This is a genomic window from Parafannyhessea sp. LCP19S3_B1 (genome assembly GCF_052121955.1).
GTDB lineage: Bacteria > Actinomycetota > Coriobacteriia > Coriobacteriales > Atopobiaceae > Parafannyhessea.
In genome coordinates, this window is the sequence record NZ_JBQKDH010000008.1 from 91,262 (window position 1) to 117,355 (window position 26,094).

General features: G+C 67.3%; 20 protein-coding genes. 9 read left to right on the plus strand and 11 right to left on the minus strand.

The window, feature by feature from the left end; all coding sequences use genetic code 11:
- Positions 1-120 precede the first annotated feature (120 nt).
- The gene (locus ACTQWE_RS05740; RefSeq protein WP_441856449.1) at positions 121-2,073 is read left to right on the plus strand and encodes a glucose PTS transporter subunit IIA; all 1,953 of its coding nucleotides are present in this window, start codon (positions 121-123) and stop codon (positions 2,071-2,073) included.
- A 111-nt stretch (positions 2,074-2,184) separates the two neighbouring features.
- The gene (locus tag ACTQWE_RS05745; protein WP_441856451.1) at positions 2,185-3,144 is read left to right on the plus strand and encodes a PfkB family carbohydrate kinase; all 960 of its coding nucleotides are present in this window, start codon (positions 2,185-2,187) and stop codon (positions 3,142-3,144) included.
- A gap of 247 nt (positions 3,145-3,391) precedes the next feature.
- On the opposite strand, the gene ACTQWE_RS05750 is transcribed toward ACTQWE_RS05745, so the two are convergent.
- The 6 genes from ACTQWE_RS05750 to ACTQWE_RS05775 form a co-directional block, all read right to left on the minus strand.
- Positions 3,392-4,972, minus strand: a complete 1,581-nt coding sequence (locus tag ACTQWE_RS05750) for an aminotransferase class I/II-fold pyridoxal phosphate-dependent enzyme (protein ID WP_441856452.1) — start codon at positions 4,970-4,972, stop codon at positions 3,392-3,394.
- 177 nt (positions 4,973-5,149) lie between these two features.
- Positions 5,150-5,419, minus strand: a complete 270-nt coding sequence (locus tag ACTQWE_RS05755; protein WP_441856453.1) for a hypothetical protein — start codon at positions 5,417-5,419, stop codon at positions 5,150-5,152.
- A 344-nt stretch (positions 5,420-5,763) separates the two neighbouring features.
- Entirely contained in the window at positions 5,764-6,267 is a 504-nt protein-coding gene (locus ACTQWE_RS05760) for a pyridoxamine 5'-phosphate oxidase family protein (protein WP_441856455.1), read from the minus strand.
- Between the two features lie 68 nt (positions 6,268-6,335).
- A complete protein-coding gene (locus tag ACTQWE_RS05765; protein ID WP_441856457.1) occupies positions 6,336-7,124 on the minus strand; it encodes a winged helix-turn-helix domain-containing protein in 789 nt (262 codons plus the stop codon).
- A gap of 53 nt (positions 7,125-7,177) precedes the next feature.
- Positions 7,178-7,597, minus strand: a complete 420-nt coding sequence (locus ACTQWE_RS05770) for a peptide deformylase (protein WP_441856460.1) — start codon at positions 7,595-7,597, stop codon at positions 7,178-7,180.
- 81 nt (positions 7,598-7,678) lie between these two features.
- Positions 7,679-8,527 carry an HAD family hydrolase gene (locus tag ACTQWE_RS05775; protein ID WP_441856462.1) on the minus strand — a complete coding sequence of 283 codons (849 nt, stop codon included), beginning with the start codon at positions 8,525-8,527 and terminating at the stop codon, positions 7,679-7,681.
- 104 nt (positions 8,528-8,631) lie between these two features.
- Here ACTQWE_RS05775 and ACTQWE_RS05780 point away from each other — a divergent pair, with 104 nt between their 5' ends.
- The 3 genes from ACTQWE_RS05780 to glgB all read left to right on the plus strand — a co-directional run bounded on the left by ACTQWE_RS05780 (position 8,632) and on the right by glgB (position 12,352).
- The gene (locus ACTQWE_RS05780; protein WP_441856464.1) at positions 8,632-9,336 is read left to right on the plus strand and encodes a tRNA (cytidine(34)-2'-O)-methyltransferase; all 705 of its coding nucleotides are present in this window, start codon (positions 8,632-8,634) and stop codon (positions 9,334-9,336) included.
- 140 nt (positions 9,337-9,476) lie between these two features.
- Positions 9,477-10,421, plus strand: coding sequence for a DUF434 domain-containing protein (locus ACTQWE_RS05785; RefSeq protein ID WP_441856466.1), 945 nt, complete (start codon positions 9,477-9,479; stop codon positions 10,419-10,421).
- 59 nt (positions 10,422-10,480) lie between these two features.
- Positions 10,481-12,352 (plus strand): 1,4-alpha-glucan branching protein GlgB, encoded by a 1,872-nt coding sequence (gene glgB / locus ACTQWE_RS05790; protein ID WP_441856468.1) that lies wholly within the window; start codon positions 10,481-10,483, stop codon positions 12,350-12,352.
- Positions 12,353-12,419: 67 nt separating this feature from the next.
- On the opposite strand, the gene pepI is transcribed toward glgB, so the two are convergent.
- Positions 12,420-13,346 carry a proline iminopeptidase gene (pepI, locus tag ACTQWE_RS05795; protein WP_441856470.1) on the minus strand — a complete coding sequence of 309 codons (927 nt, stop codon included), beginning with the start codon at positions 13,344-13,346 and terminating at the stop codon, positions 12,420-12,422.
- Between the two features lie 148 nt (positions 13,347-13,494).
- Here pepI and ACTQWE_RS05800 point away from each other — a divergent pair, with 148 nt between their 5' ends.
- Positions 13,495-14,070 carry a cysteine hydrolase family protein gene (locus tag ACTQWE_RS05800; protein ID WP_441921411.1) on the plus strand — a complete coding sequence of 192 codons (576 nt, stop codon included), beginning with the start codon at positions 13,495-13,497 and terminating at the stop codon, positions 14,068-14,070.
- A gap of 43 nt (positions 14,071-14,113) precedes the next feature.
- On the opposite strand, the gene ACTQWE_RS05805 is transcribed toward ACTQWE_RS05800, so the two are convergent.
- On the minus strand, positions 14,114-15,016 hold the full coding sequence (locus tag ACTQWE_RS05805) for an alpha/beta hydrolase (protein WP_441856473.1): 903 nt from the start codon (positions 15,014-15,016) through the stop codon (positions 14,114-14,116).
- Positions 15,017-15,219: 203 nt separating this feature from the next.
- Here ACTQWE_RS05805 and ACTQWE_RS05810 point away from each other — a divergent pair, with 203 nt between their 5' ends.
- On the plus strand, positions 15,220-15,867 hold the full coding sequence (locus ACTQWE_RS05810; RefSeq protein WP_441856475.1) for an HAD family hydrolase: 648 nt from the start codon (positions 15,220-15,222) through the stop codon (positions 15,865-15,867).
- A 26-nt stretch (positions 15,868-15,893) separates the two neighbouring features.
- Here the strand turns inward: ACTQWE_RS05810 and ACTQWE_RS05815 are convergent, their stop codons facing one another.
- Both ACTQWE_RS05815 and ACTQWE_RS05820 read right to left on the minus strand, forming a co-directional pair.
- Positions 15,894-18,242 carry a glycoside hydrolase family 3 C-terminal domain-containing protein gene (locus ACTQWE_RS05815; RefSeq protein WP_441856477.1) on the minus strand — a complete coding sequence of 783 codons (2,349 nt, stop codon included), beginning with the start codon at positions 18,240-18,242 and terminating at the stop codon, positions 15,894-15,896.
- Positions 18,243-18,244: 2 nt separating this feature from the next.
- A complete protein-coding gene (locus tag ACTQWE_RS05820) occupies positions 18,245-18,859 on the minus strand; it encodes a TetR/AcrR family transcriptional regulator (protein WP_170103733.1) in 615 nt (204 codons plus the stop codon).
- A gap of 247 nt (positions 18,860-19,106) precedes the next feature.
- Here ACTQWE_RS05820 and ACTQWE_RS05825 point away from each other — a divergent pair, with 247 nt between their 5' ends.
- Both ACTQWE_RS05825 and ACTQWE_RS05830 read left to right on the plus strand, forming a co-directional pair.
- A complete protein-coding gene (locus tag ACTQWE_RS05825) occupies positions 19,107-21,218 on the plus strand; it encodes an efflux RND transporter permease subunit (RefSeq protein WP_441856480.1) in 2,112 nt (703 codons plus the stop codon).
- A gap of 82 nt (positions 21,219-21,300) precedes the next feature.
- Positions 21,301-23,907: a hypothetical protein gene (locus ACTQWE_RS05830; protein WP_441856482.1), complete on the plus strand. Its 2,607-nt coding sequence runs from the start codon at positions 21,301-21,303 to the stop codon at positions 23,905-23,907.
- 356 nt (positions 23,908-24,263) lie between these two features.
- Here ACTQWE_RS05830 and ACTQWE_RS05835 read toward each other — a convergent pair whose 3' ends face one another.
- The gene (locus ACTQWE_RS05835; RefSeq protein WP_441856484.1) at positions 24,264-26,075 is read right to left on the minus strand and encodes a SpaA isopeptide-forming pilin-related protein; all 1,812 of its coding nucleotides are present in this window, start codon (positions 26,073-26,075) and stop codon (positions 24,264-24,266) included.
- Positions 26,076-26,094: the final 19 nt, after the last annotated feature.

The following is a 26,094-nucleotide window of genomic DNA, read 5'->3' on the forward strand; positions in this document are numbered from 1 at the left end:
GTCGTTTCATAGTGAGTGTGTGAGAACGATTTCACATGCCATGCCACCTTTCGGGAGCCGGGGTCGCTCCCGGGGCACGTGGAATCGACGATGGGTACCAGGCAAACTTGGGAGGGAACCATGGCACTGGACTACAAGGAAGCCGCGCGCCAGGCGCTCGAGGCCGTGGGAGGGGCTGACAACGTCGTCTCCGCGGCGCACTGCGCCACCCGCCTGCGCCTCGTGATCGCAGACAACGGCAAGATCGACAAGGACAAGCTCGAGGACGCCCTCGGCGCGAAGGGCAACTTCGAGGCCGCCGGCCAGCTGCAGATCATCTACGGCACCGGCACCGTCGACAAGGTGTACGACGAGTTCATACGCCAGGGCGGCATCACCGCCGTCAGCAAGGCCGAGGCGAAGGAGGAGGCGGCCAAGCAGGGCAACGCCTTCCAGCGCGCCATCAAGGTCCTCTCCGACGTCTTCGTTCCCATCATCCCCGCCATCGTCGCGTCCGGCATGCTCATGGGCATCATGGGCGCCCTCAGCTACATGGGCACCCCCGTCGCGGACGGCGGCGCCGGCTTCTTCATGCTCGACCAGAACACCGTCTGGTGGCGCATCGCGAAGCTCATCAACGCCTGCGCCCTCGCGAACCTGCAGATCCTGCTCGGCTTCAGCGCCGCGACGGTCTTCGGCGGCAACCCCTACCTCGGCGCATCGTTCGGCGCTCTGCTCATCAGCAGCGACTTCATCAATGCGTATAGCGCGAGCGACGCCATTGCCAAGCACACCATGATCACGCTCGACGTCATCCCCGGCCTCTACAGCATCGACTGGGTCGGCTACCAGGGCCACGTCATCCCCATCCTCGTCGGCGTATGGATACTCTGCTTCTTCGAGAAACGCCTCCACAAGGCCGTGCCCGAGATGTTCGACCTCTTCGTGACGCCGCTCGTCTCCGTCTCCCTCGCAGCCTACATCACGATCCTCTTCATCGGCCCGATCTTCGTCTGGCTCGAGAACTCCATCCTCGGCCTGCTCATGTTCCTCCTCAAGGTGCCCCTGGGCATCGGCTACATCATCATCGGCCTCATCTACAGCCCGTCCGTCGTCACCGGCCTGCACCAGATGTACACCGCCATCGACGTCTCCATGCTCGCGAAGTACGGCGTGACCTACTGGCTGCCCATCGCGTCCGCGGCAAACATCGCCCAGGGCGGCGCCTGCCTCGCCGTGGCGCTTCGCACCAAGTCCGAGAAGACGAAGTCCCTCGCGGTTCCCTCCGGCATCTCCTGCCTGCTCGGCATCACCGAGCCCGCGATCTTCGGCGTGAACCTGCCTAAAATCAAGCCGTTCGTCGCAGGCATGATCGGCTCCGCGTGCGGCGCCCTGTGCTGCTACGTCTTCAACCTCGCCGCCTCCGGCACCGGCGTCACCGGCATCTTCGGCATCCTGCTCTGCATCGCCCAGCCCGTCCAGTACGCCATCATGTTCGCCGTCGCCTTCGGCGTCGCGTTCGGCATCACCAGCACCATCTACAAGGACGAGGACAAGGCGAAGGCCGCCAAGAAGTCCGACGCCCCGAAGGACAGCGAGCCCAAGGCCATGGTCGCCCCGCAGGTCGACGCCTCCGCGGCAGACGCTGCCACGCTCGTCTCGCCCATGACCGGCACCGCGCTTCCCCTCTCGCAGGTGAGCGACCCCGTCTTCGCCAGCGAGTCCATGGGCAAGGGCGCTGCCGTCGAGCCCACCGACGGCGCCATCTACGCGCCGTGCGACGGCGAGGTCACGCTCGTGGCCAACACCGGCCATGCGCTCGGCATGATGTCTGACGCCGGGTGCGAGGTCCTTCTCCACATTGGCATCGACACGGTCGAGCTGAAGGGTGCGCCGTTCACGGCACACGTCAGCGCTGGCGACCACGTGAAGGCGGGACAGCTCCTGATGGAGGCCGACCTCGACCAGATCAAGGCGGCCGGCAAGGCCGCGACCACCATGGTCATCGTCACCAACTCCGACGACTTCAAGTCGATCGAGGGAATCTCCGGCAAGGTCGTTGCCGGCGCCTCCCTGGTGAAGCTCTCCAAGTAACCGCTCATCCAAGTCCATGGCGCGCGTCCCGCCACGGGCGCGCGGCATGGCATATCCTTACGGTCAGTCGCGACGTTGCGACCGGTCGGCGCAGACAGAAAGGACCTGGGCATGTACGACGTAACCGCGTTGGGCGAGCTGCTGATCGACTTTACGGATGCCGGGACATCACCCGCCGGGCAGAAGGTGTTCGAGCGCAATCCCGGCGGCGCCCCCGCAAACGTCCTGGTGGCACTGCAGAGGCTCGGCCACTCCACGGCGTTCGTGGGCAAGGTCGGGTGCGACATGCACGGCGCCTTCCTGCGGCAGACGCTCGAGGAGAACGACGTCGACTGCTCCGGCCTCGTGAGCGACCCGGACTACTTCACCACGCTCGCGTTCGTGGCGCTCGACCCCACCGGCGAGCGCACGTTCTCGTTCGCGCGGAAGCCCGGCGCGGACACCCAGCTGCGCCCGGACGAGCTCAATCGCGACGTGCTGCAGAACACGCGCGTGCTGCACGTGGGCTCGCTCTCGCTCACAGACGAGCCCGCCCGCTCTGCGACGCTCGAGGCCCTGCGGATCGCGCGCGACGCCGGGGCGATCCTCTCGTACGACCCCAACTACCGCGCCTCGCTCTGGCCGTCCGCCGAGGTCGCCGCGCAGCAGATGCGCTCCGTCGTGGGCATGATGGACCTGGTAAAGATCTCCGCGGAGGAAACCACCCTCCTCACGGACGAGTCCGACCCGAACGAGGCGGCGCGCAAGATCCTTGCGCAGGGACCAAAGGTCGTCGTGGTAACGCTCGACGCGGACGGCGCCATGGTCGTCACGCCAGAGGGCGCGCGCACGGTGCCGAGCTTCCGCGTGAATGCGACGGACACCACCGGCGCCGGCGACTCGTTCTGGGGCGGCTTCCTGTGCGCGCTGCTCGACTCCGGCAAGGACGTCCGCGCGCTCACGCTGGACGACGCGGCCTCGTTTGCGCGCTTCGGCAACGCCGTCGCCTCCCTCTGCGTGCGGGAAAGGGGCGCCATCCCCGCCATGCCATCGCGCGACGCAGTCGAGGAGGTGCTCGCGGCGAACGCCTAGCGCGTCGCACGGCTCCCCCACCAGCCGCGCTTCACCTACACGCCAAGCGGGCGAGAAGGACAAGGCCATGTCCTTCTCGCCCGCCTTTTATGCGTTAGTCCTCTGTTGGCAAATCCGAGTGCCCGTTCTGTTCGGTTTTGTTACATGAAATATTTTCGTACGCCTAATTCATTCGGTTCTTCGTGGGGAAAGAAGAGCGCCATGTCCGGCAGGACATGGCGCTCGATTGGCTGCATCCCGTCGGAACCTACTGGTGGTAGTAGCTGAGGAAGTCCTCGAGGGCGTCCATCGCCTCGTGCAGCGTGTGCTTGCGTGGCAGGTAGACGATGCGGAAATAGCCGGGGGTCTCCCAGTTGAAGCCCTTGCCGGCCGTCACGAGCACGTGCTTGTCCTTGAGCAGGTCGAGCGCGAACTGGTCGTCGTCCGTGATGTGGAACTTCTCCGGGTCCAGGCGCGGGAAGATGTAGAACGCGGCCTCGGGCTTGGTGACGGTCACGCCGTCCATGTGCGAGAGCCTGTCGTACACGTACTCGCGCTGCTCAAAGATGCGGCCGCCCGGCACCAGCAGGTTCTGGCTGCGCTGGATGCCGCCCAGGCACGTCTGCACGATGGACTGGGCCGGCACGTTGGAGCACAGGCGCATGTTGGACAGCATGTTGATGCCGTCAATCAGGTCCTTCGCGATGCGCTTGTTGCCGGAGAGGCTCATCCAGCCGATGCGGTAGCCCGCGACCATGTGACTCTTGGAGAGGCCGTTGAACGTGATGCAGAACAGGTCGGGCGCGAGGCTCGCGATGGAGACGTGCTGCTTGCCGTCCATAACCAGGCGGTCGTAGATCTCATCGGCGAAGATCACCAGCTGGTGCTCGCGCGCCACGTCCACAATCTCTTGCAGCACCTCGCGCGGGTACAGGGCGCCCGTGGGGTTGTTGGGGTTGATCACGACGATGCCCTTGGTGCGCGGCGTGACCTTGCTTTTGATGTCGTCGATGTCGGGGTACCAGTTTGCCTTCTCGTCGCAGACGTAGTGCACGGCGGTGCCGCCGGCGAGGGTGGCGCACGCGGTCCACAGCGGGTAGTCCGGGCTCGGGACCAGGATCTCGTCACCCTCGTCCATGAACGCGTTCATCGCGAGCTGGATGAGCTCGGACGCGCCGTTGCCGGTGTAGATGTCTTCCACGTCCACGTTGGGGATGCCCTTGAGCTGGTCATACTGCATGATGGCCTTGCGCGCCGCGAACAGGCCGCGGCTGTTGGAGTAGCCCTCGCACTCCGTCAGCTGATCCTGCATGTCCTTCACGACCTCGTCCGGCGTGCGGAAGCCAAACGGCGCGGGGTTGCCGATGTTGAGCTTCAGCACGTGGATGCCCTGGTCCTCCATGCGGTAGGCCTCGTCCAGGACGGGCCCGCGGATGTCGTACAGGACGTTGTCGAGCTTGTGAGACTTCGTGAACTGGCGCATGGAGCTTCCTTCCCCTTGCCTGCCGGTGGCAGTGCCCTTCCTCATAGCGTTGGTACCCTTCGAGCCCGAGTCTTGCTCGCTTCCCGCATCCTCACATGGTGCCGGCTGGACTTCGGCCGGAGCGGAACCATCCCGCTGCGACGCAACCTCGCCCTCCGCGAGCCACTCCTCGCTCACGCCCAGCGCCTGGGCGAGAATGACCACCGCCTGGGCCCGAGGTGTCACCTTGCCGCTGAGGTACTGGCTCAGCTGGCTCTTGCCGAGCTTGTGGCCCTGCTCCGCCGCGATGCGGATGAGGTCCGACTGGCGGAGGTCGCTCTTCTCCATCGCTTCCGCAAGCCGGTCGCTGAAGAGGTTCTGGGACATGTCCGACCTTTCGTAGTTCAATTTCAATCTAACTCAGATGTCCGTAGTTCAATTTGCAAATTGAACTACGGACACTCTAGCACAACGATTTTGAACTCATGGGTTCAATTTTATTGACACGATGCCGTCAGATTTGAAGGGTGGCATTCCGAAGGAGATGCGCAACTCCCCGCTCCGTCAGGACATTGGAAGGGCGGTGAGTATCGAGAACGCGAGGACGACCGCGGCGATGGCGATTTTCCCCTTCTTGGATGAGGGGTGATGCACGAGGATCGTGACCCACATCACTGCGTCGAGCAGGCCGCTCACGACGAAGCACACGTTCCAGGACAGCACCTCCTGGAAGGACCACACTGCCGACCCGGCTATGGCCGCGACCCAGAACAACGCGTTGAGCTTGCGTTCCGCGGTGTCATTCGAGCCTTGCTTCCCTAGACCGTCACTCATGGCATTCACTTCCAATGTATGTCGATTCAAAGCTAGGACTACGTCGACGAAATTGTGCCTCGCGCAGGCAAATACTGAAAACAGTTTAGAACTTTCGTATCTTATTATTCTATGTCATATATATATCTTTTAAATGCTTGCATACACGCGCCGACTCGCCGCCCTGACCTGCTGATATGGGATGGCAAAAGCCACCGACCTTGCTTTTCCAGGCATGGACAGCCTGCTCCGCAGCCGCCAACGGCAGCTGCGGAGCCGCAAGCGGCTGGCGACAGCCAGACCGCACGATGGTTCGATTATGGTTGCTGCTCTTCTCGCCGGTTGTTGTCTGGTCCGGCGAGCGCCTACTTGCGCATGTGGGCCTTTGCGGTGAGCGAGCCTGCGCGTACGCGCACGCGAATGACAGCGACGGGCTTGGCCATGAGCCGGGTGATCGGGAAGTCGCGACCCGTCTGCTGGCGCATGAGGAGCTTGAGGGCATGGACCTTCTCGTCCGCGTCCGTGACCAGGGAGGCCGTGCCCTCGCCCATGACGCTGGAGTAGAACGAGCCGTACTTGCAGGCCAGCTTGTAGGGGGTGCTACCGCCGTCGTCCAGATTGACGTCGCACTCGAGCTCGACAAAGCACGGGGCGCCCCCGCCTATCACGTCTATCTTGCGGCCGCTCAGCGCAGAGTGCATGTACAGCGTGAGGTCCGCGCCCGCGTACTCGTAGCAGTAGTGCAGCGGCACCACGTACGGGCGGCCGTCATCCACAAGGCCCAGGTGCACGATGCGCGCCTCCATAAGGATGCGCTCGATCTTGACAGGGTCGGTGACCAAGCGGTCTTTCCTGCGCATTGCCTGCATGGGAACCTCCCGGTGACTCTTGACGTGGTTGCGACAGACGCTGCCCGGCGACTGCACGCGCCTGGGACCTAGGACAGGAAGCCCAGGTACTCGTCGAGCACATTGAACAGCATATCACCGGAGGCGACGGACACCTCCGCCGTGCTGCGCGAGATGCGCGCATGGGTGTACAGGTCGCGGGCAGACGTGAGCACGAGCGCCGCGACGACGTTGAACGTGGGGCCCAGCACCACCTCTAGGTACGGCACGTACTTTGCTGCCTGGTCAACCTCCGCCTGGTCGATGGCGTCCTTCATCTTGAACTCCAGGCTGAACGCGTAGCCCGGCCGCGCGGGCGCGGGCGCCGGCGGCACCAGCAGCAGCACATCCGCGTAGATGCGCACGTGGCGCGCGCGACGTATGCGCAGCTCGAAGCAGAGCTCCCAGTCGGTGGGGTCCGGCGCCCCCAGCTGGCGAAGGTCCGAGAAGAGCGAGGCCATGGCGTCGTGCGTGTCCAGAAACGAGTGGAAGAGGCCGCGCGTGTCGTTGAGGTTGCGCCCGATGCGCGCGCAGCCGCGCTTGAGCTCCCCAAGCCACGCGTCGAGGTCCTGCGCGAGGAACTCCCCCACCGTGCCGTACCAGCCGCAGAACTCGCCCAGGCCGTGGTGCGGGACCGTCTGCCCGATGAGGCCGTACCACAGGTAGGCGTCGTCGCGATAGCAGAGGTCCCGCACGAACGGCGACGCGTACAGGTAGCGGTTGACCGTCGTGCGGTCGATGCCGAGCCTGCGGGCCACGTCGCGCGCCCTCACGCCGTCCTCGCTGCAGATGAGCGAGTAGATCGCACGCTCGTTGGCGTCCGCGACTGAGGATGGCACGTTCTTCTCCCTTGGCGCTTTGCGGGGCCCGTGGGACGGCCCCGTGCGGACCGCTAGACCAGCTTGCCCTGGCAGTGGTCGCACATGTGCTGGATCATCTGGGCCTCGAAGCCCGTGTAGTCGCGGCGGCGCGGCTTGAGCTCGCCGTCGACCAGCTCGTCGAAGCTGACCTTCACCTTCTGGTAGCGCGTGACCTTGGACGGCTCGTCGCGCGTCATGCAGCCCTCGACCATCTTCGCGGCGCGCAGGCCCATCATGATGCGGGGGTTGTACATCACGTGGTCCGCGCCGGAATCGTCCTGGAACACGACGACGGCCTTCGTGACGCCGATCTGGTTTGCGGCGAGGCAGCCGCAGTCCTCGAGCGAGTGCATGGTGTCGACGAGGTCCTGCGCGATGGGCGCGTCCTGCGCCGTGGCGCGCTCGCACCTCTTGGAGAGGATCGCTTCGTCCTTGCAGAGTTCCTTGATCATGTGGGCTCCTTCCCGGCCGCGTCCGCGGCCCCAAGGCGCCCGTGCGGCGCCGTGTACGTCCCGACAGTATATCCGTTGGCGCTAGCGGGCGGCGCGAAGCGAGCCCTGCGCACGAAGCGTCCGCACCACGTGGCGCGGCACGGCGTACGCGGCGCACGGCCCGATGACGGTGCCGGCGGCGCGCTTGGCCGCGGGCGAGCCGTTTGCCGTGGCGTACGCGTGCGAGAAGCGCCCCAGCATAACCACGTCGTTTCCGCCGTCGCCGTAGACGGCCACCTCGTCCTCCGCGATGCCCAGGCGCGCGGCCAGCCACGCGAGGGCCTCCCCCTTGTTGACACCGGCGGCCGTGATCTCGAACATACACGGGTCGAACGGGGCGTTGGTAGCCACGTCGGCGTGCCGGGCGAGAAACGCGTGGACGTCCTGGGCGAGGCCCGGCCCCTGGAGGTGGGCGTTCACCTTCAGCACGTCGAGCGACGCGAGCTGCGCGGGCGTGACGTCGTACACGTGCTCCGGAGGTCCGACGAGCCCCGGTGCGCGCATGAGCATGCGCCGGACGAGCGGCGCGTTGCCGAACGACGCGCGGTGCTGCTCCAGGCTCTGCAGGTGGTAGGTGTGGCGGACCGTCACGAACTCGAGCGGCGCCGTGGGAAACGCCGCGGCGAGCTCCTGCACGAACGCGGGGTCGAGGCTGCGGGTGCGTATGGGGGCGCCGCACTCGTCCAGTACGATGGCGCCGTTTGCGCACACCACGCACACGTTGCCCGCAAAGCCCATCTGACGCCCGCTCCTGAGCGTGCGTCCCGTGGCGAGCGAGAAGTTGAGGCCCGCATGGCGCACGAGGGCGATCGAGCGCAGCACCACCGGGTCCGTGCGGTGCAGCGCGTTGAGGAGGGTGCCGTCGAGGTCCGATGCGAAGAGCCTGATCATGGTGCCTCCCCTGCCGCGCAGGCCACTGCCGTCACGTCACGATACCACTGCGGCGCCGCGGGCGCGCCGGGGGCAAGATGGGCCTATGATGCTGGGGCGGACGCGTGGGCCACGGACCCACGGGCATGGTCGCGGGCGCGCCGGGCTTGGCGCTCCGCGGGGGACGGGAGGCATCGCAGGTGTTCAACATCGTGCTGTACGCGCCGGAGATCCCGGCGAACACGGGAAACATAGGGCGCACGTGCGTGCTCACGGGATCGCGCCTGCACCTGGTGGAGCCCCTGGGGTTTAGCCTGGACGACCGCATGCTGCGCCGCGCCGGCCTTGGCTTCTGGCCAAACCTGGACGTGACGCGCTACGCCGGCTGGGAGGAGTTCCTGCGGCAGAACGGCCTGGCAGGCGCGGCGGGCGCGCCCCGGCTGCACCTGCTGACGAAGAAGGCGCGGCGCACGTACTCGGAGTCCACGTACCGCGACGGCGACTACCTGGTGTTTGGCTCCGAGAGCACCGGCATACCAGAGCAAGTGCTCGCCGCGCACCCCGCAAGCTGCGAGCGCATCCCCATGCTGCCGGACGCGGCGTCGCTTTCCAACCGCGACGCGTGGGCCGCGCACGAGGAGTCGCTGGGCGACGCGGCCGCAAGCGCGGGGGCCGGCGCCTCTCCCCTTCTGCGGCCGGACATCTGCGGCAACTTCGTGAACGTGGACGACTGGCGCATAAGCGCGCTCAACCTCTCGAACGCGGTCGCCGTCGTGCTGTACGAGGCGCTGCGGCAGACGGGATTTGCGGGCATGGGCGGCGGCGCGTAGGCGGCGCTCGCGGCGGTTCGCGCCAGGCGCGGACGCCCGCCGGGCGGCGTGTGAGATGTTGCGCCATGGCACACGCGCGGGCGCACGATGGGTAGACTAGGGGTATCCGTGCGAAACGCCGGCAAACCAAGGAGCATCCCATGTCTTACGACATCACCCATAGCAACGAAAACGCAAGCGACGGCACCCTGACGGACGGTGCGGCCGCGCCTCGCCGCGGGTACCAGCCCTCGGACGAGAAGGACTTTGGCACGAAGTCGATGGAGACCCTGCAACGCGCGGCGGCCGAGCTGTCGTTCCTGCTCGACCGCGACTACCCGCGCGAGACGGCCGTGGAGTTCGTGGGCAACCGCTACCAGTTCACCACGCGGCAGCGCCTGTTTCTGAACCGCGGCGTGAGCGGCGAGGCGAAGCGGGCCGCGCGCGCCGCGAAGCACCTGAAGCTCGAGGACCTGCGCGGCCGCGACGTGTGCATAGATGGCTTCAACGTGATCGTGCCGCTCGAGGTGGCGCTCGTGCGCTCCCCGCTCATCCGCGCGCAGGACGGCGCCATTCGCGACCTTGCGGGCATCAACGGCACGTACCGCTCCGTGGAGCAGACGATGCAGGCGATCGACCTGGTGCTTGACCTGCTGACCGAGGCGCAGGTGGCATCGGCCACGTTCTACTTTGACCGCCCGGTGCGCAACTCCGGCCGCCTTGCGAAGACGATAGCGGACTACGTGCGCGCCCTGGCGAACATCCAGCCCAGCCTGCCCAAGGTGCAGGCGGCCCTTGTGGACAACGTGGACAACGAGCTTGCGGGCCGCGCGTACGTGGCCACGAACGACAGCGCGGTGATCGACCACTGCCAGAGCTGGGTGAGCCTGGACGCCGCGGCGCTCGACCGCGTGGACGACGCGTGGGTGCTGGACGCCATCGCGCCGGACGAGGACCCGCTGTACCCGGACCCCGCGCGCGACATCCTGGAGGCGGACGCTTCCACCTTCGGCACGAGCGCCGCGGCCGACGACAAGGGCCCCGCAAGCCGCATACCGACGATCCCCATAAGCGTCCAGGACCCGGGAGACACGTTCCTCTCGTAAGAGACGCGCCCGCCACAAGACACGCCCCCTTGCATGGGGCCCCGTAAGGAAGGAAGAGCATGGACATCCAGAACTTCTATCGCGGCACTGAGTTCTATGCGCAGGACCACCTGGGCGCGCACACCACGCCCGAAGGCGTCACCTTCCGGACGTTCGCGCCCGCGGCGGACGGCATCGTGGTGCTTATGGACGACGGCCCGCACGAGATGCACCGTGCGCAGGACGGCAACTTCTGGGAGGCGGAGGTCCCGGGCGCCAAGGCGGGCGACCACTACGAGTACCGCATCTACCACGGCGGCGGCTACGTGGACCATGCGGACCCGTACGCGTTCGCGTCCGAGCTGAGGCCAGACCACCGCTCCATCGTGTGGGACCTCTCCTACGAGTGGGGCGATGCCGAGTGGGTGGCCGGCCACGCGCGGCGCAACCGCCAGCTGGACGGCCCGCTGAACGTGTACGAGATGCACGTGGGGTCGTGGCGCAAGCGCTCCGGCGACGAGCCCTCGGACGACCCGGCGGATTGGTACACCTACGAGGAGCTGGCCGAGCCGCTGGTGGAGTACCTCACGAAGACCGGCTACAACTACGTGGAGTTCATGCCGCTGTGCGAGTACCCGTTCGACGGCTCGTGGGGCTACCAGCCGACGGGCTTCTTCAGCCCCACCAGCCGCTACGGCACGCCGCAGCAGCTCATGCGCCTGGTGGACGCGCTGCACCAGGCCGGCATCGGCTGCATCCTGGACGTGGTGCCCGTGCACTTTGCCACGGACGCATGGGGCCTTGCGGACTACGACGGCACGCCGCTGTTCGAGTACCCCAACGAGGCCGTGGGCGTGAGCGAGTGGGGCAGCCACAACTTCATGTACAGCCGCGGCGAGTCGTGCAGCTTCATGCAGTCGTCCGTGAACTTCTGGCTCGGCTGCTACCACTTCGACGCGGTGCGCATGGACGCCATCAGCCGCATCATCTACTGGCAGGGTGACGAGAAGCGCGGCGTGAACAACCAGAACGTCGAGTTCATGAAGCGCCTGAACTCCGGCGTGAAGTCGCTCAACCCGGGCACGTTCACCATCGCGGAGGACTCCACGGACTACGAGGGCACCACGCGCCCCGTGGAGCAGGGCGGCCTGGGCTTCGACTACAAGTGGGACATGGGCTGGATGCATGACACGCTGAGCTACTTCCAGCTTGACCCGTACTTCCGCAGCGGCAACTACCACAAGCTCAGCTTCAGCATGATGTACTTCAGAAACGAGCGCTATCTGCTGCCGCTCTCGCACGACGAGGTGGTGCACGGCAAGGCCACCATCGCCCAGAAGATGTGGGGCGAGGGCGACCTCAAGTTCCCGCAGGCGCGCTCGCTGTACTGCTACATGATGGTTCACCCCGGCAAGAAGCTCAACTTCATGGGATCGGAGGTGGCGCAGCTGCGCGAGTGGGACGAGCGCCGCGAGCAGGACTGGTTCATGCGCAAGTTCCCCAAGCACGACGCGTTCTACCGCTTCTGCACGGACCTCAACCACCTGTACCTGGACCACCCGGCCCTGTGGCAGGAGGACTACGCCGAGCACGGCTTCCAGTGGCTGGACGTCGCCTCCACGGAGCGCTGCACCTATGCCATCGAGCGCCGCTCCGCCGCGGCGGACGACGGCGCGCAGGCGCCCGCGGGCGAGAAGGACGCGGGCGCGTCCGCGCAGCCGGCCGCGGGCGAGCGCATCGTCGCGGTGCTGAACCTCTCCGGCGCGACCCAGGAGGACTACGAGGTCGAGGTGCCCGGCGCGACGAGGGCCGAGGTCCTTCTCGACAGCGACTGGGACGTGTACGCCGGCACCACGCCGCGCGGCGACGAGGCCGTGGCGCTGGACGCGGGCACGCACGTGCTCACGTGCACGCTGCCGCCGTTCGCGACCGTGATCCTGCGCGTGGAGTAGCGCGCGGCGCTGCCGCGGCCGGCGGCCTCACTCAGGCCCAAGGCGCGCGGCCGCGTGCTTTGGGCCGCTAGTCGTTTGTGGCAAGCCACGAGCGCATCATGCGCAGGTAGCGAGGGGTGTCGTCCGCATAACACATGTGGCGGCACCCCTCGAACAGCTCCCAGCGCGCGCCGGGGATGCCGTCCGCCATGGTCTTGGCCACGAGCGGCGTGCACAGGTCGTCCGTGCCGCTCACCACCAGGGTGGGCACGTGGATCTGGCCCAGACGGTCCGTGTAGTCCCAGTCGCGCAGCGTGCCGGCGGGCGTGAGCTCGTTGGGGCCCCACGCCGTCACGTACGACTCCGTGCCGCTGCGCTTCGGGCGGCGCAGGCACTCCGGCGCGTCCGGCCCAAACGTGAGGTCCGCGCAGTGCAGCTGCATGTAGTGGTCGATCGCGCGCTGGTAGGCCTCGCCCCGGAAGTCGCCGGTCTCCTCCGCGCGCTCGAGCGCGCGCCACTCTGGCTCGGGAAGCATCCGCGCCATGCGGTGCTGCTCGCGCCCCCACAGCTGCGAGGACGGCAGCGTGCTGCTGAGCGTGGCGCTCAGCACGCCGGCGGGCTGGCGCTCCACCAGGTACGTTATCTCGAGCATGCCGCCCCAAGACTGCCCCAGCAGGTGGAAGCGCGCGAGCCCCAGGTACGCCACGAGCGCCTCGAGCTCGTCCACCCAGGTCTTCGCGTGCCACAGCTCCGGGTGCCCCTCCACGTACGAGTTGCCGCAGCCCAGCTGGTCGTAGCTAATGACGGCGCGGCCGTCCGTGGCCAGCGGGTCAAGCAGCTCCATGTAGTTGTGCGTGGAGCCCGGGCCCCCGTGCAGGCACACGAGCGGCGCCTTGCCCGCGGCAAGCCCCGCCTGCACGTCGCCCGCGATGCGATAGTACGTCCGCCACTCGCCAAAGGGCATGTAGCCCTCGCTCACCTTCACGTCCGCCCTTGCGGCAACATCGTCAGACACGCCAGCCCCCTCACGCCGTCGCGGCGCCCCCCATGAACGCCCGCGCGAGGCAATTGTAGCCGCCTGCCGGCCCGGCGTCACGGCCGGCGCGGCCGAGAAGCCCCGGCGCCGCGGCCGTGCGGCACGCGGCCGCGCGATACGCGGTAGCATGCAGGTGGGAACGGGCGCGGGCCACGGCGGCCCGCTCGCAGAGGGAGGCACCATGCGCAAGATCCTGATCGTGATCGACATGCAGAACGACTTCATCGACGGCGCGCTCGGCACGCCGGAGGCGCGGGCCATTGTCCCGGCCGTCGTGCGGAAGATCCGCTCGTACCCGGCGCGCGACGTGTTCGCCACGCGCGACACGCACCCCGCGGACTACCTCTCCACGCAGGAGGGCACGTACCTGCCCGTCCCCCACTGCATCAAGGGGACGGACGGCTGGCGGCTGCGCCCTGAGGTCGCGGAGCTCGTGTCGGCGGACCACGTGTTCGACAAGCCCACGTTTGGCTCGACGGACCTCGCGCGCGCCGTGCGGCAGATGGCCGAGGAGGACGAGCTCGAGGTGGAGCTCGTGGGCCTGTGCACGGACATCTGTGTCGTGTCGAACGCGCTCTTGCTGAAGGCCGTGCTGCCGGAGGTCCGCGTCTCCGTCGACCCCGCATGCTGCGCCGGCGTCGCGCCGCAGAAGCACGAGGCCGCGCTCGAGACCATGCGCTCCTGCCAGATCCAGGGCCTGTAGCCGCCCCGCGGCAGGCGCTCTGCTCGCGGCGCGCCCGAAGACGCTACGCCCGCGCCTGCCGCGCGAAGAACGCAAAGCCGGCGGCAAGGGCGTCGCGCGCCTCGGGCATGCGGGGAAACATCTGGAAGGCGTGGGGGCACCCGTGCTGGATGTCGAGCGCCGCGGGGTGTCCCGCCTCGCGAAGCCGCTGGTAGAGCACGCGCGCGTCGTCCACCAGGCACTCCGTGTCAGACGCGGAGAGAAAGACCGGCGGCAGGTCAGAGAAGTCGCCGTACAGCGGCGACACCACCGGGTCGCGCAGGAACCCCTCCGTGCAGGCGGGTCCGCCGTACACCATGCGGAGGGCGCCCTTCTCGACCGCGTCGCGCAGCAGGTAGTCCGTGGCGACGTTTGCGGAGTGCGACGGGAGGCTCTCCGCCTGCGTGACGGAGGGCGACAGCGCCATGATGCCGCCCGGCTGCGCCATGCCGCGCCCCTTGAGCACGAAGGCAAGCGAGAGGGCCAGCGTGCCGCCCGCGGACTCCCCGGCAACGATCACGTCCGCGGGGTCGATGCCCCGCGCGAGCACGCCCTCCCACGCCGCGAGCGTGTCGTCGATTTGCGCGGGCCACAGGTGCTCGGGGGCAAGGCGGTAGTTGCAGCTCATCACGTTGCGGCCGTGCACGTCCGCGATGTGCTGGCACACCTCGCGGCGCTCGCGCGCAGACCCGGACATGTACCCGCCGCCGTGCACGTAGAGCACCCAGCCCGCGTTGCCCCGCTTCGTCAGGCACTCGCCTCCCAGCCCATTGAGGTCGACCTCCCCAACCGTCACGCCCTTGGGCGTGCGCGGCAGCCGCCTGGCGCGGGCGTCGCCATCGCCGTCGTGCACGTGCGCCTCTGGGGACGCGTCCCACGGCCTGTCCCTGAATATCGCGTTCATGAGCTCTGCGTACTCGCTGGGCACTGCCCCTCCTCACTCGCGGCGACGCCGCTACCCCTTATGTCATGACTTACGACACAACTCAAATTATGAGCTATCTATATTTCGACTTAATCCATAAGTCGAAATATAGAGCGCACGCATCACGACTTGCCACTCCCAAGCAAAACTCGTCGCCACGCTACAATGGACGCCACCACATCGGCACCACACCCACGGGAGGCACCATGGCAACACCACGGCCGTCGCGCATCCGGGCGGCGCTCTTCGACTTCGACGGCACGCTCGCGGACACGGAGCGCTTTGGCATCGAGCTCGACGAGGAGGCCTACGCCCACTTTGGCATCACGCCCACGCAGGGCGAGAAGAACTCGCTCGCCGGGACCGACGGCCTGGAGTCGATCCCGGCCCTCTTCCGGGCACACGGCATGGACGTGAGCGCGCAGGAGTTCTTCGCGCACCGACGTCCCAGCGACGTGATCTACGAGGAGATGCCGCTGGAGGCGTCGCCCGGCGCCCGCGAGCTCATGGGGAGCCTGCGCGCGGGCGGCACGCGCGTGGCCGTCGTCTCGACCACGCAGCACCGCCTCGTCGTGACGGCGCTGCGGCGCATAGGCCTTCTTGACCTGGTGGACCTCGTCGTGGGCGGCGACGACGTCGCGCGCCACAAGCCGCACCCAGAGCCGTACGCCCGTGCGCTCGAGGCGCTTGGCACGGCGGCGCGCGAGGCCGTCGCGTTCGAGGACTCCCCCTCCGGCGTGGCGTCCGCGCAGGCCGCTGGCGTCCACACGCTTGGGTACACGGGATCGAGCGTCCCGCAGGACCTCTCTGCCGCGGACGAGCTCTTCTCGTCCTTCGAGCTGCTGCAGCTCTAGCGCCACGCGTCAGCCCCGGCGCCCCGTCAGTCCCGGTGCCACGGCGCGCGGCCGTTCGCAAGGTTGAGGAGCGCCCGCGCAACGCCTGCGGGCAAGGCGCCGCCAGAGCAGTTCACCAGGCCAAACAGCGCGCAGCCCACGCTCGACGCAATCGACATGCGGCACTGCGGGTCCATCGGGTCGCCGTACTGCCGCTCCACCGAGCCCTTGATTCGGTTTGCCACGAAGCGGCACGCGGCGGAGGTCTGTGCCATCTCTAGCAGCGAGTCCGTCTCGTCGTACGTCCCCCTGGCGTGGTGCGCCTCCGGGGGGACGGGCCTGCCGAGAAGGGCGCGGAAGTCCTGCTCCGTGGGCCTTCCCTCCAGCGAGCGGTACCACGTGCCCGCGAACTTGCCAGGCGCGGCGATGCCCTTGCCGGCAACGTCCAGCGTGCCGCGCAGGCGCACGTCCTCCACCGAGGAGCCCACGAGCACCTGGTAGGTGCCGCCCACAAGCTTCCACGCGCCGTCCCACGCGGAGAGGCTCTTCTCGTCCAGCGCCACGCTCACGCGACGCGTCTCGCCGGGGGCAAGCTCCACGCGCGCGAAGCCGGCAAGCTGCACGCGCGGGTGCGGAAGCCCGCCGGCGGGCGGCTCCACGTACACCTGGGCCACCTCCGCGCCCGCGACGCCACCCACGTTTGTGACGTCGAAGCTCACCGTACGGCTGGGCGCATCCACCGCAAGCGCGCCGTACGCGAAGCTGGTGTAGGAAAGCCCGTGCCCAAAGCAGTGCGCCACCGGCACGCCCGCCGTCTGGTAGTAGCGGTATCCCACGAAGACACCCTCGCGGTACTGCGACTGACGGTGCGGCTCGCCCCAGCACCCCGCGCACGGCGCGTCCTCGGCGTGCAGCGGCCAGGTCTCCGGCAGCTTTCCCGATGGGTTGACCGCGCCCTCCAGCACGTCGACCGTCGCCTCGGCGCCGGCCTCGCCGCCAAGGCCCGCGCACAGCACCGCAGCCACGTCCTTCTCCCATGGCAGCTCTACGGGGCTTCCGCACTGCAGCACCACCACGGTGCGCGGGTTTGCCTGGGCCACGGCGGCCACCAGGCGGTTCATGCCCCCTGGCAGGCGCATGTCCGCGCGGTCGTAGCCCTCGGACTCGATGGCCTCGGGAAGCCCCACGACCACCACGGCCACGTCCGCCTCGCGCGCCACGCGCACGGCCTCCTCCACGCGCGCCCGCGTGGTCCTGCCGGTGCGCGCGTCGTAGCCGGCGGCGTACGCCCAGCCGGGACGCAGCCCGCGCATGGTCGCGACGCGCCGCGCGTTGATGTGGCTGGAGCCGCCTCCCTGGTAGCGGGGCCGCTCCGCCATCTGGCCAATGAGCGCCACGCGGGCGCCCGCCGCAAGCGGCAGCGTGCCGTCGTTGGCCAGAAGCACGTGGCCCTCGGCGGCCACGTGCCGCGCGACCTCGCGGTTTGCCGCGACGTCCGTTGCGGCGGGCTCGGCTCTGCCGGCATGCGCCATCGCAAGGGCCACGAGCCTGCAGGCGCTCTCGCGCACGCGCCCCTCGCGCAGCGTGCCGGAATCCAGCGCCGTCGCCGCCTGCCTCTGCAGGTGCTTGCCGCCACCCGGCATGGCCAGGTCGCAGCCGGCCTCGTACGCGGCCGCGCGGTCGTGCATGCCGCCCCAGTCCGTCACCACCACGCCGTCGAAGCCCCACTCGTCGCGCAGGATATCGCGCAGGAGGTGGCGGTTGTCGCTGCAATAGACGCCGTTCAGCATCACGTAGGCGCTCATCACCATCTGCGGCCTCGCGTCGCGCACCACCATCTCGAAGGCGCGCAGGTATATCTCGCGCAGGGTGCGCTCGTCCACGACGCTGTCGTTGCTGAAGCGCCTGTACTCCTGCGAGTTCACGGCAAAGTGCTTGATGCACGAGCCCGTGCCCGTGGACTGCACGCCGCGCACGTGGCTCGTGGCGAGGGTGCCCGCAAGCAGGGGGTCCTCCGAGAAGTACTCGAAGTTTCGGCCGCAGAGCGGGCTCCTCTTGATGTTGAGCCCCGGCCCCAGCACCACGCCCACGCCCTGCGCGCGGGCCTCGCTCCCGATGGCGGCGCCCATCCGCTCCACGAGCTCCGGGTCCCACGTGGCCGCCGCCGTCGCCAGCGCCGGGAAGCACGTGGCGGGCTCGGAGTCCGCCATGTCCCGCGCGCCAGGCCTCTGGTGGCGCAGCCCCGACGGCCCGTCGCTCACGGCAAGCGCCGGCACGCCCGCCTCGGGGTACGCCCTCGTGTGCCAGAAGTCCGCGCCGACGCCCAGGTCAAGCAGGCGGTCGCGGTCAAGCTTGGCCACGATCTTCTCGGCCGCGTCCGCGTACCTCGCATCCATCGCTAGTCCTCCCCGCCCTCGCCGCCGGCGCGCTCGCGCCTGCGCCGCTCCAGCACCACGCCGACCGCCTTGATGAACGCGCACAGGCTCTGGTTGAGGTCCTCTATCCCCTCGTTCCCGTACGCGCCCTCCAGCCACGACGCGTAGGCGTTGCGGATGCCGCCCAAGAGGAAGTCCACCGTCTCGAGCGGGAAGTTGCCGCCTTCCGGGTCCTCGCTGCGGGCGATGTCGTGCAGGTGGCGCTCTATGCGGTCCATGAGCGCGCCCAGGAACGGCCCCAGGCGGTCGTTGTCCACGAGCTTGCGGGTCAGTGCCAGGTTGTCGCACACAAAGTCGCTTATCTGGCGCAGAAACGGCATGGGGTCCTGGAAGAACGAGTTCGTGACCAGCGGGTCTATGGAGGCGGAGACCTTCTCGGTCAGGTCGTCCATCGTCTGGCGCATCAGCTGGTCCACGCTGTCGAAGTGCGCGTAGAACGTGCCGCGGTTGAGGTCTGCGCGGCGCGTGATGTCAGATACGGTGATCTTGTCGTACGGCTTCTCGGCGATGAGCAGGGTCAGGGCCTCCTCAAGAAGGCGGACGGACCTCTGCGCGTTGCGGTTTCTGATGGCTTCCACGCTACCTCCCACGTGCCTCGACGCCAAGACGGCGCCACGTTCCTCTCGCACACCTGTGCGGCGCTCTGTCGGGTTTTAAACATGATTCGAAATGCTGTCCAAAAAGCCCGTCTGCCGTGTGCCCACCAGGTGCTTGGGTATTTTTCAACATGTGTATGTTCTACCACATGTGAGCGTCTTAGGACGGATGTTCGACCGGAGCGGCGCGACGTGCCGGCGAACGCGATCGAAAGGAGCGCCTGGGAGGATGGAGAGGCTGTTTCGCGGGGTCCTCAGGCACCGCAGGGTGGTCATCGGCGTGTTCGTGGTGCTGGCCGCCGTCTGCGCATGCCTGGTCCCGCAGGTAAAGATAGATGCGAACATGAGCGACTACCTGCCGCCCACGGCAAAGTCGTCGCAGGACCTGGACGCCATGAAGCGCATCTACGGCAACGACATCGCAAACGCGCGCGTCTACGTCACGGGGATCAGCCTGCCGCAGGCCAAGGCGCTCGACAGGCGCCTGAAGGGCGAGAAGGACGTCATCTCGGTCACGTGGCTCGGCGATGAGGTGGACGTGGACCAGCCGCTCGAGACCCAGGACGCGGACACGATAGCCGACTGGTACGACGGCAAGGGCTACCTGTTCCAGGCCGTGCTGAAGTCCGGCGTGAAGCAGAGCCAGATAGACCACATCCGCGCGCTCGCGAAGGCGGTGCCCGGCGCGAGGAAGGTCGCGATCGACGGGTCCGCCGCGGACGACGCGGCCAACATGGCTACCATCAACACGGACATGGGCAAGATCATGACGATCGCCGTCGTGGTGGTGCTCGTGGTGGTCGCGCTCAACACCACCAGCTACCTGCACCCCATCGTGATGCTGCTCACCATTGGCGTCGCGATCGTGCTCAACATGGGCACGAACATCTTCCGCGGCACCATATCCTCCATCACGCAGCTCGTGGCAAGCGTGCTGCAGCTCGCGGTCTCCATGGACTACTCCATCGTGCTGCTCACGAACTTCGGCCGCGCGCAGCAGGAGACCGACGACCAGTTCGAGGCCATGGTGGCTGCCATGACGAAGTCGTTCCCCGTCATCCTCAGCTCCGCGGCCGTCACGTTCTTCGGCTTCCTCTCTCTCGGCGCCATGCAGTTCCTGATCGGCGCGGACATGGGCATAGCACTGGCCAAGGGCATCGTGTGCTCGTTCTTCTCCATCACGCTCCTCATGCCGTGCATCCTGTACAACATGCGCGGGCTCGTGGAAAAGACCATGCACAAGCCGTTCTTCCGCGGGTTCCACCGCATGGCGAAGGTGTGCCACGCCGGGGCCGTGCCCGCGCTCGTGATCGCGGCGGTGCTGGCCGTGCCGGCGCTTTTGGCATCGCAGTCCGTGAGCTTCACGTACGGGTCCGCGGCGAACATGTCGCCCACCTCGCAGGTCAAGCTGGACGGCGACGTGATCGACAAGGCGTTTGGCAAGTCGCAGACCTGGGCCATCATGGTGCCCGCGGAGCACTGGGGAGACGAGAACGCCCTGGTGGAAGACTTGCAGAAGCTCCCCACCACCAAGAGCGTGCTCTCGTACTCCACCATCGCGAGCTCGGCCCTGCCCCGCCAGCTGGCGGACAAGAGCCAGATTAAGCAGCTCTTCAGCGGCGGGTACAGTCGCATCGTGCTGACGTCGCGCATCCCGGACGAGTCCCGGCAGGCGTTCGACCTGGTGAAGAGGGTGCGCGGCCTGTGCAGGGCGCGCTACGGCAACAGGTATCGCCTCGTGGGCAACGCCGTGAGCTACGCGGACATCAAGGCGGTCACGTCCGTGGACTCCACCACGGTGAAGCTCGCCTCGATCCTGGCCATCGGCGCCGTGCTGCTCGTGATGTTCAGGTCCGTCTCGATCCCCGTCATACTCATCCTGGCGATCGAGGTCTCCATCTGGATGAACGAGGCCGTCCCCTACCTCATGGGACAGACCATCAACTTCGTCGCGTTCCTCGTGATAGACGCCGTGCAGCTGGGCGCCGCTGTGGACTACGCCATCATCTTCACGGAGGAGTACCTGGCGCGCCGCAGGCGCATGCCCAAGGCGGACGCGTCCATCCAGTCCATCGAGAAGACCGCGCAGCCCATCATGACGTCGAGCTCCATCCTGATCCTGGCGTGCCTCGGCATCTACTTCAGCGTGTCCAGCCCCATGATCCAGCAGGTGGGCATGCTCATCGCACGTGGCGCCCTCATCAGCGTCATCCTGATCTTCTTCGTGCTGCCGCTGCTCTTCACGCTGCTTGACGGCTTCGTGCGCGTCACCAGCTACAAGATCGGCTTCTATCGCGGCGATCCGCAGCCCGCGGACGGCGGGCAGGGCCAGACCGCCTAGCGGCCGCAGCGGTACCAACGCCGCACGGCGTAACGGCCACGGCGCGCATCCAACGCACATCCTCACGAACGGAGTGACAGACATGAGCAAGACGAACGCATCAACCATCCCCCTCGCAAAGAGGGTCGCGGCAGGCGCCATCGGCGCGGTGCTCAGCTTCAGCATGACCATCCCGTTTGGCGCCACGCAGGCCATCGCGGCCGAATCCGGCGCCACGGGCGAGAAGAGCGTGGCGCACGGTGCCAGCACCGCCTCTACGGCAAAGCGCGAGGTGGTGTACACGAAGACCGACGCCACGGGCGCCTCCAGCGGCTCGTACGTGGTGAACGCGTTCGAGACGCCGGACAAGGTGGACATAAAGGACCCCGGCACGTACCAGAAGGTCACGAACCTCACCTCCTCCAAGAAGCTGGAGCAGAGGGACGGCTCCGTCGACCTCACGACCGTGGCGGGAGAGCCGTTCTACTACCAGGGCAACCTGAGCAAGGACACCAAGCTCCCCTGGACGGTGCAGATAACGTACAGGCTGGATGGCAAGGTCGTGAAGCCCAGCGAGCTTGCCGGAAAGGACGGCAGGCTCGACATCGAGCTCAAGGTGGACGGTCTTGGCGACGACTCCGCCACGGCAGACTTCGCCAAGAGCTTCCTGCTGCAGGCGCAGGGCACGTTCCCCAACCAGAACTTCAAGCTGGACAGCGCGACCAACGCCACCATCGCCACCAGCGGCAGCAACACCGTGCTGACGTACGTGCTCATCCCGGGACAGAACGGCGACTGGCACATCACCGGCGACGCGCACGACTTCACGTACAGCGGCTGGCAGATCGCCGCGATGCCGCTTGACCTGAGCCTCGACACCAGCAAGATCGACACGTCCGGGCTCACGAACGCCACGGCCAGGCTGCAGGACGGCATTGGCCGGCTGGACGCCGGCGGTGCAAGGCTGCGCGACGCCCTGGGGCTTCTCTCCAACGGCGCCGGACAGGCGGCCGCGGGCGCGGGCGCGCTCTCCACGGGCGCCGACCAGCTTGCCGCGGGCACCAGAGCGGCAAAAGCGGGCACCGGCAGGCTTGCCGCCGGCGCGGGAACGCTCGCGTCTGGCAGTGCGAGCCTCAGCAGCGGCAACGCGAGGCTGGCCGCGGGTGCACGGCAGCTTAGCCAGGGCGCCGGCGCCCTGCGCGACACCCTGCGCAGCCAGAGCGGCACGTTCGACAGGCTCGACTCCGGCGCAAAGCAGGTCTCCGGCGGCACGCAGCAGCTCTACCAGGCGCTTTCCGCCACCCTGCCCCAGCAGCTCCTCACCGTCAACCAAGGCCTCAGCCAGACGCGCGCCACGCTCGACGGCATTCAGCAGAAGCTCGAGGGCATCAAGTCTCAGGCGGGCTCCATGTCCACCGCGGCGCAGGCCGCCATCGGCCAGGCGGAGGCCGTAAAGAGCGACCTCACGACCATCGAGCAGGGCACGGGCGGCCTCACGACCGCGCTGCAGCAGGCGGGCACGTCCGCCGGCACCGCGCAGGCAGAGGCCACGGGCTCCAAGCAGGCGGCGGGCGGCGCAAAGCAGTTCGCGGACGAGGCCGCGGCAAGCGCGGGCTCCGCAAGCCAGCAGCTGGACGCGCTCCTGGCGGACGCCTCGCTCACCCCCGACCAGCGCGCGAAGGTCCAGGCCGCAGACGATCAGGCAAAGGCCGCCGAGAAGGGCGCGACCACGGCATCGGGCTACGCCGCCAAAGCATCGACGTACGCCGGCAAGGCGGCGGACGATTCCGGCAGCGCTCTTACCACGATCAAGGGCCTTGGCACTTCTCTGCAAGGCATGCAGGCGACGGGCGCAAAGCTCCAGAAGGACGCCGAGGCGCTCAAGGGCACGCTCTCGCAGATGCAAGGCGGCATCAAGGACGTCACCGGCGAGTCCGCGGACGTGCTGGCCAGCTCGCAGAAGGCTCTCGATGGCTCGCAGGCCCTTGTGGGCAAGACACAGCAGCAGCTGGGCGCCATCGACCTTGGCCAGCTCAAGCAGCTGGCCGACGGCGCGGCGCAGGTATCCTCCGGCGTGAGCACGCTCGTGGGTTCGCTCAAGGCCACGAGCGGCACCTCCACTATCGGCGGCGCGGTGTCTGGCATCGCGAGCGGTGCCGGCCAGCTGGACGGTGGCGCGGCGGCCGCGGCATCCGGCGCGAGCCAGGTCGCGGGAGGAGCGTCGCAGCTCAAGGGCGGCCTCGACACGCTGGACTCCGGCGCCACGAAGCTCGACGGCGGCGCCGCGCAACTTGCCTCCGGCGCGCGCACGCTCGACGGCGGCCTGAAGACGCTTGCGAGCGGCGCGTCGAAGGCGCAGGACGGCTCGGCCACGCTCGCGGATGGCCTCGACACGCTGAGGTCCTCCACCGACGGCATCGACCAGAAGGTCATCGACAAGCTCGAGGAGACCATCAGGCAGAAGCTTGGCCAGGACTACCAGCTGCACTCGTTTGTGGACCCGTCGAACACCAACGTGAGCGAGGTGCAGTTTGTCTACGTGGTGGATGGCGTGAAGGAGGCGAAGTCCACGGGCGAGAAGAGCGGCGGCTCCAAGGGCGGCTCGAAGTCCGAGTCCAAGAGCTCCAAGGGCGACAGCGCCACGAAGAGCGGGTCGTTCGTCGACCGGCTGGGCGCGCTCTTCTCGGCAGGCAAGCGCAAGGGCGAGTGAGCGGCACTCGCCTGCCAGCGCAATCGCGGGCGCACCTTCAGTCCGCTGAGAGGAACCAGAGAGCACACGGCGGGTCATCGCGTAAACGGTGGCCCGCCCTTCTGCGTAGGTGCATCACTAGTTGAATCACTATCTGACAGGTCGCGTTCCTGTCAGATAGTGAGAAGTTCTGAGTCACCACTATCTGACAGGTCGCACTCCTGTCGGAAAGTGAGCAACTCGGAGACTCCCAGATGACCGCTCCTACAAGAAAGCGCCCCACAATCTGACACGAATGCATTCCGTCAGATTGTGAGGCATCCCTACATGCGATACGACGAGCCTATCTCGTCAATCACAGGCGTGGCAGGACCGCGCTACTCGGCGTCCTGCTCCCTGCGGCTGCGCACGACGCGGTACACGCCGAGCGCGAGGACGGCGCCTCCCGCCGCGAGCGTCACGCCGATGCCCGCCTGGCCGGTCAGCGGCAGGCCGACGGACTTCACGTCGCCGATGGTGACCTTGACGGTGCCGGTGTTGGCGTCTGCGGCGTTCTTACCACCTGCCCTAAGAACGTTGTCGGAGGTGTCGCCATCAGTGTCGCCGGCAATGGCGGAGTCGGTCGCGGTCAGCACGTTCTCGAGCTTCGTGAGCTCCTGGCCGTCGGTGCCGCCGTAGGTCGGCTTGATCTGGAAGGTGAAGTCGTCGGTCTTCGAGTAGCCAGTCGGTGCGGTAGTCTCTTTCACGGTGTAGGTGCCGGCGTCCAGGCCCTCGACGCTTATCTGGCCGTTTTCGTCCGTGGTAAACTCGTAGGCCGTGTCGCCCAGGGAGCCGTTCTCCTGGACGTACTTGTTCGCGGACGCGGTGTCGTCGGGCGTGGTCGCCTGGATGGTGAACTTGGCGCCCTTGAGGTCCTTCTCGGTCGTGCGGTCGACCTTGTGGAGCACGAGCTTGTAGGTGTAGTCGCGGACGGTGTCGGGCGTGGTCTCGCCGTGGTCCTCCGTGTGCGGGTTGCTGGAGTAGACCAGCTTGACGGTGTTGGGGTTGCCGGTGCTGCCGATGACTGCGCTGGAGTTGATATGCGCGGTGTAGGACACGACGATGCAAGAGTCCTTGGTGATGTTGATGGGGTTGCCGTCGGAGTCCTTCATGCCCTTGAGGTTGCCAATCTTCACAGTGAGGACGTGGCCGTTCGGGTTGCTCGCGTCGGCATCCGCGGCGTAGGCAGTGGTGAACTTGCCAGTCACATCGGTTCCGTTGGTGCCACTCTGGGCATCGGTCGTGCTGTCGTACAAAGTCACGTGGACGTCGTACTTCGGGCTGTCGGTCGTGGAACCCGAAGTCGTATTGAGGTCAAGGCCCTTGGTGATGCTATCGCTGAACTCGTAGTAGTAGGTGTCGTACGTCGCGACGTTGTCGGCCACGGTGCCGTACAGCTTGTAGGTTACGTTCTGACCCAGCTGGGAGTCTGCCACGTCGCCCTCTTTGCCTGTTGCGTCGGAGACAATCTTCTTGTCGACGGTGGGGACGCTGGTCTTCTCCGTGACGGTCACCGCGGAGCCGCCAACCACGGCAAAGATCGGCGACGTTGCGTCCTCGCCCTTGGTGGTTTCCTCGTTCACGGTGTCTTGGTCGGTCACGAAGAGGTAGTAGCCGTTTCCTCTGGCAGGAGTAGTTGCCGTGTTGGGCGAGACGGTAACGTCGGCGGTCAGCCCGGCCGCCTCGATGGCCTTGGCGAGGCCGTTTGCGAAGGTCGTGGAGTCCACTCGGGTGCCGGTGCCGGCAGCGACGCTCGAGGCGCTGTCACTCGTGATGTGGTTGGAGATGAAGTCCGCCGCATCCTGGGCGGTCTTCCCCGTGTAGATGACTTTGCCATCCGAGTCCTTCAGGGTATTCAGGTAGTTCACGACCGCGGTCTGCATTTCGGTGCTGGCCCAGGAGATATCGGACTCCTTCTTCCCGGTTCCAGACGTGGAGTCATCGGTCACGGTAGCGGCGAAGATCTTGTAGCCCTTGAAGCTCGTGGTGTTGCCGGTAGCGTTCTTGATGGTGATGCTGTCTTTCGGGGCAGTCGTCGTGGTGCCCCCGTCGGCCGCCCACGCCATGGTCGCAGGCGCGACGGAGCCCAGGGTCATTGCGACGGCGAGTCCCGCGGAGGCCGCGGCGCGTGCGATGGTGTGCTTGTTCATGCTTTTCTCCTTGTCGTCA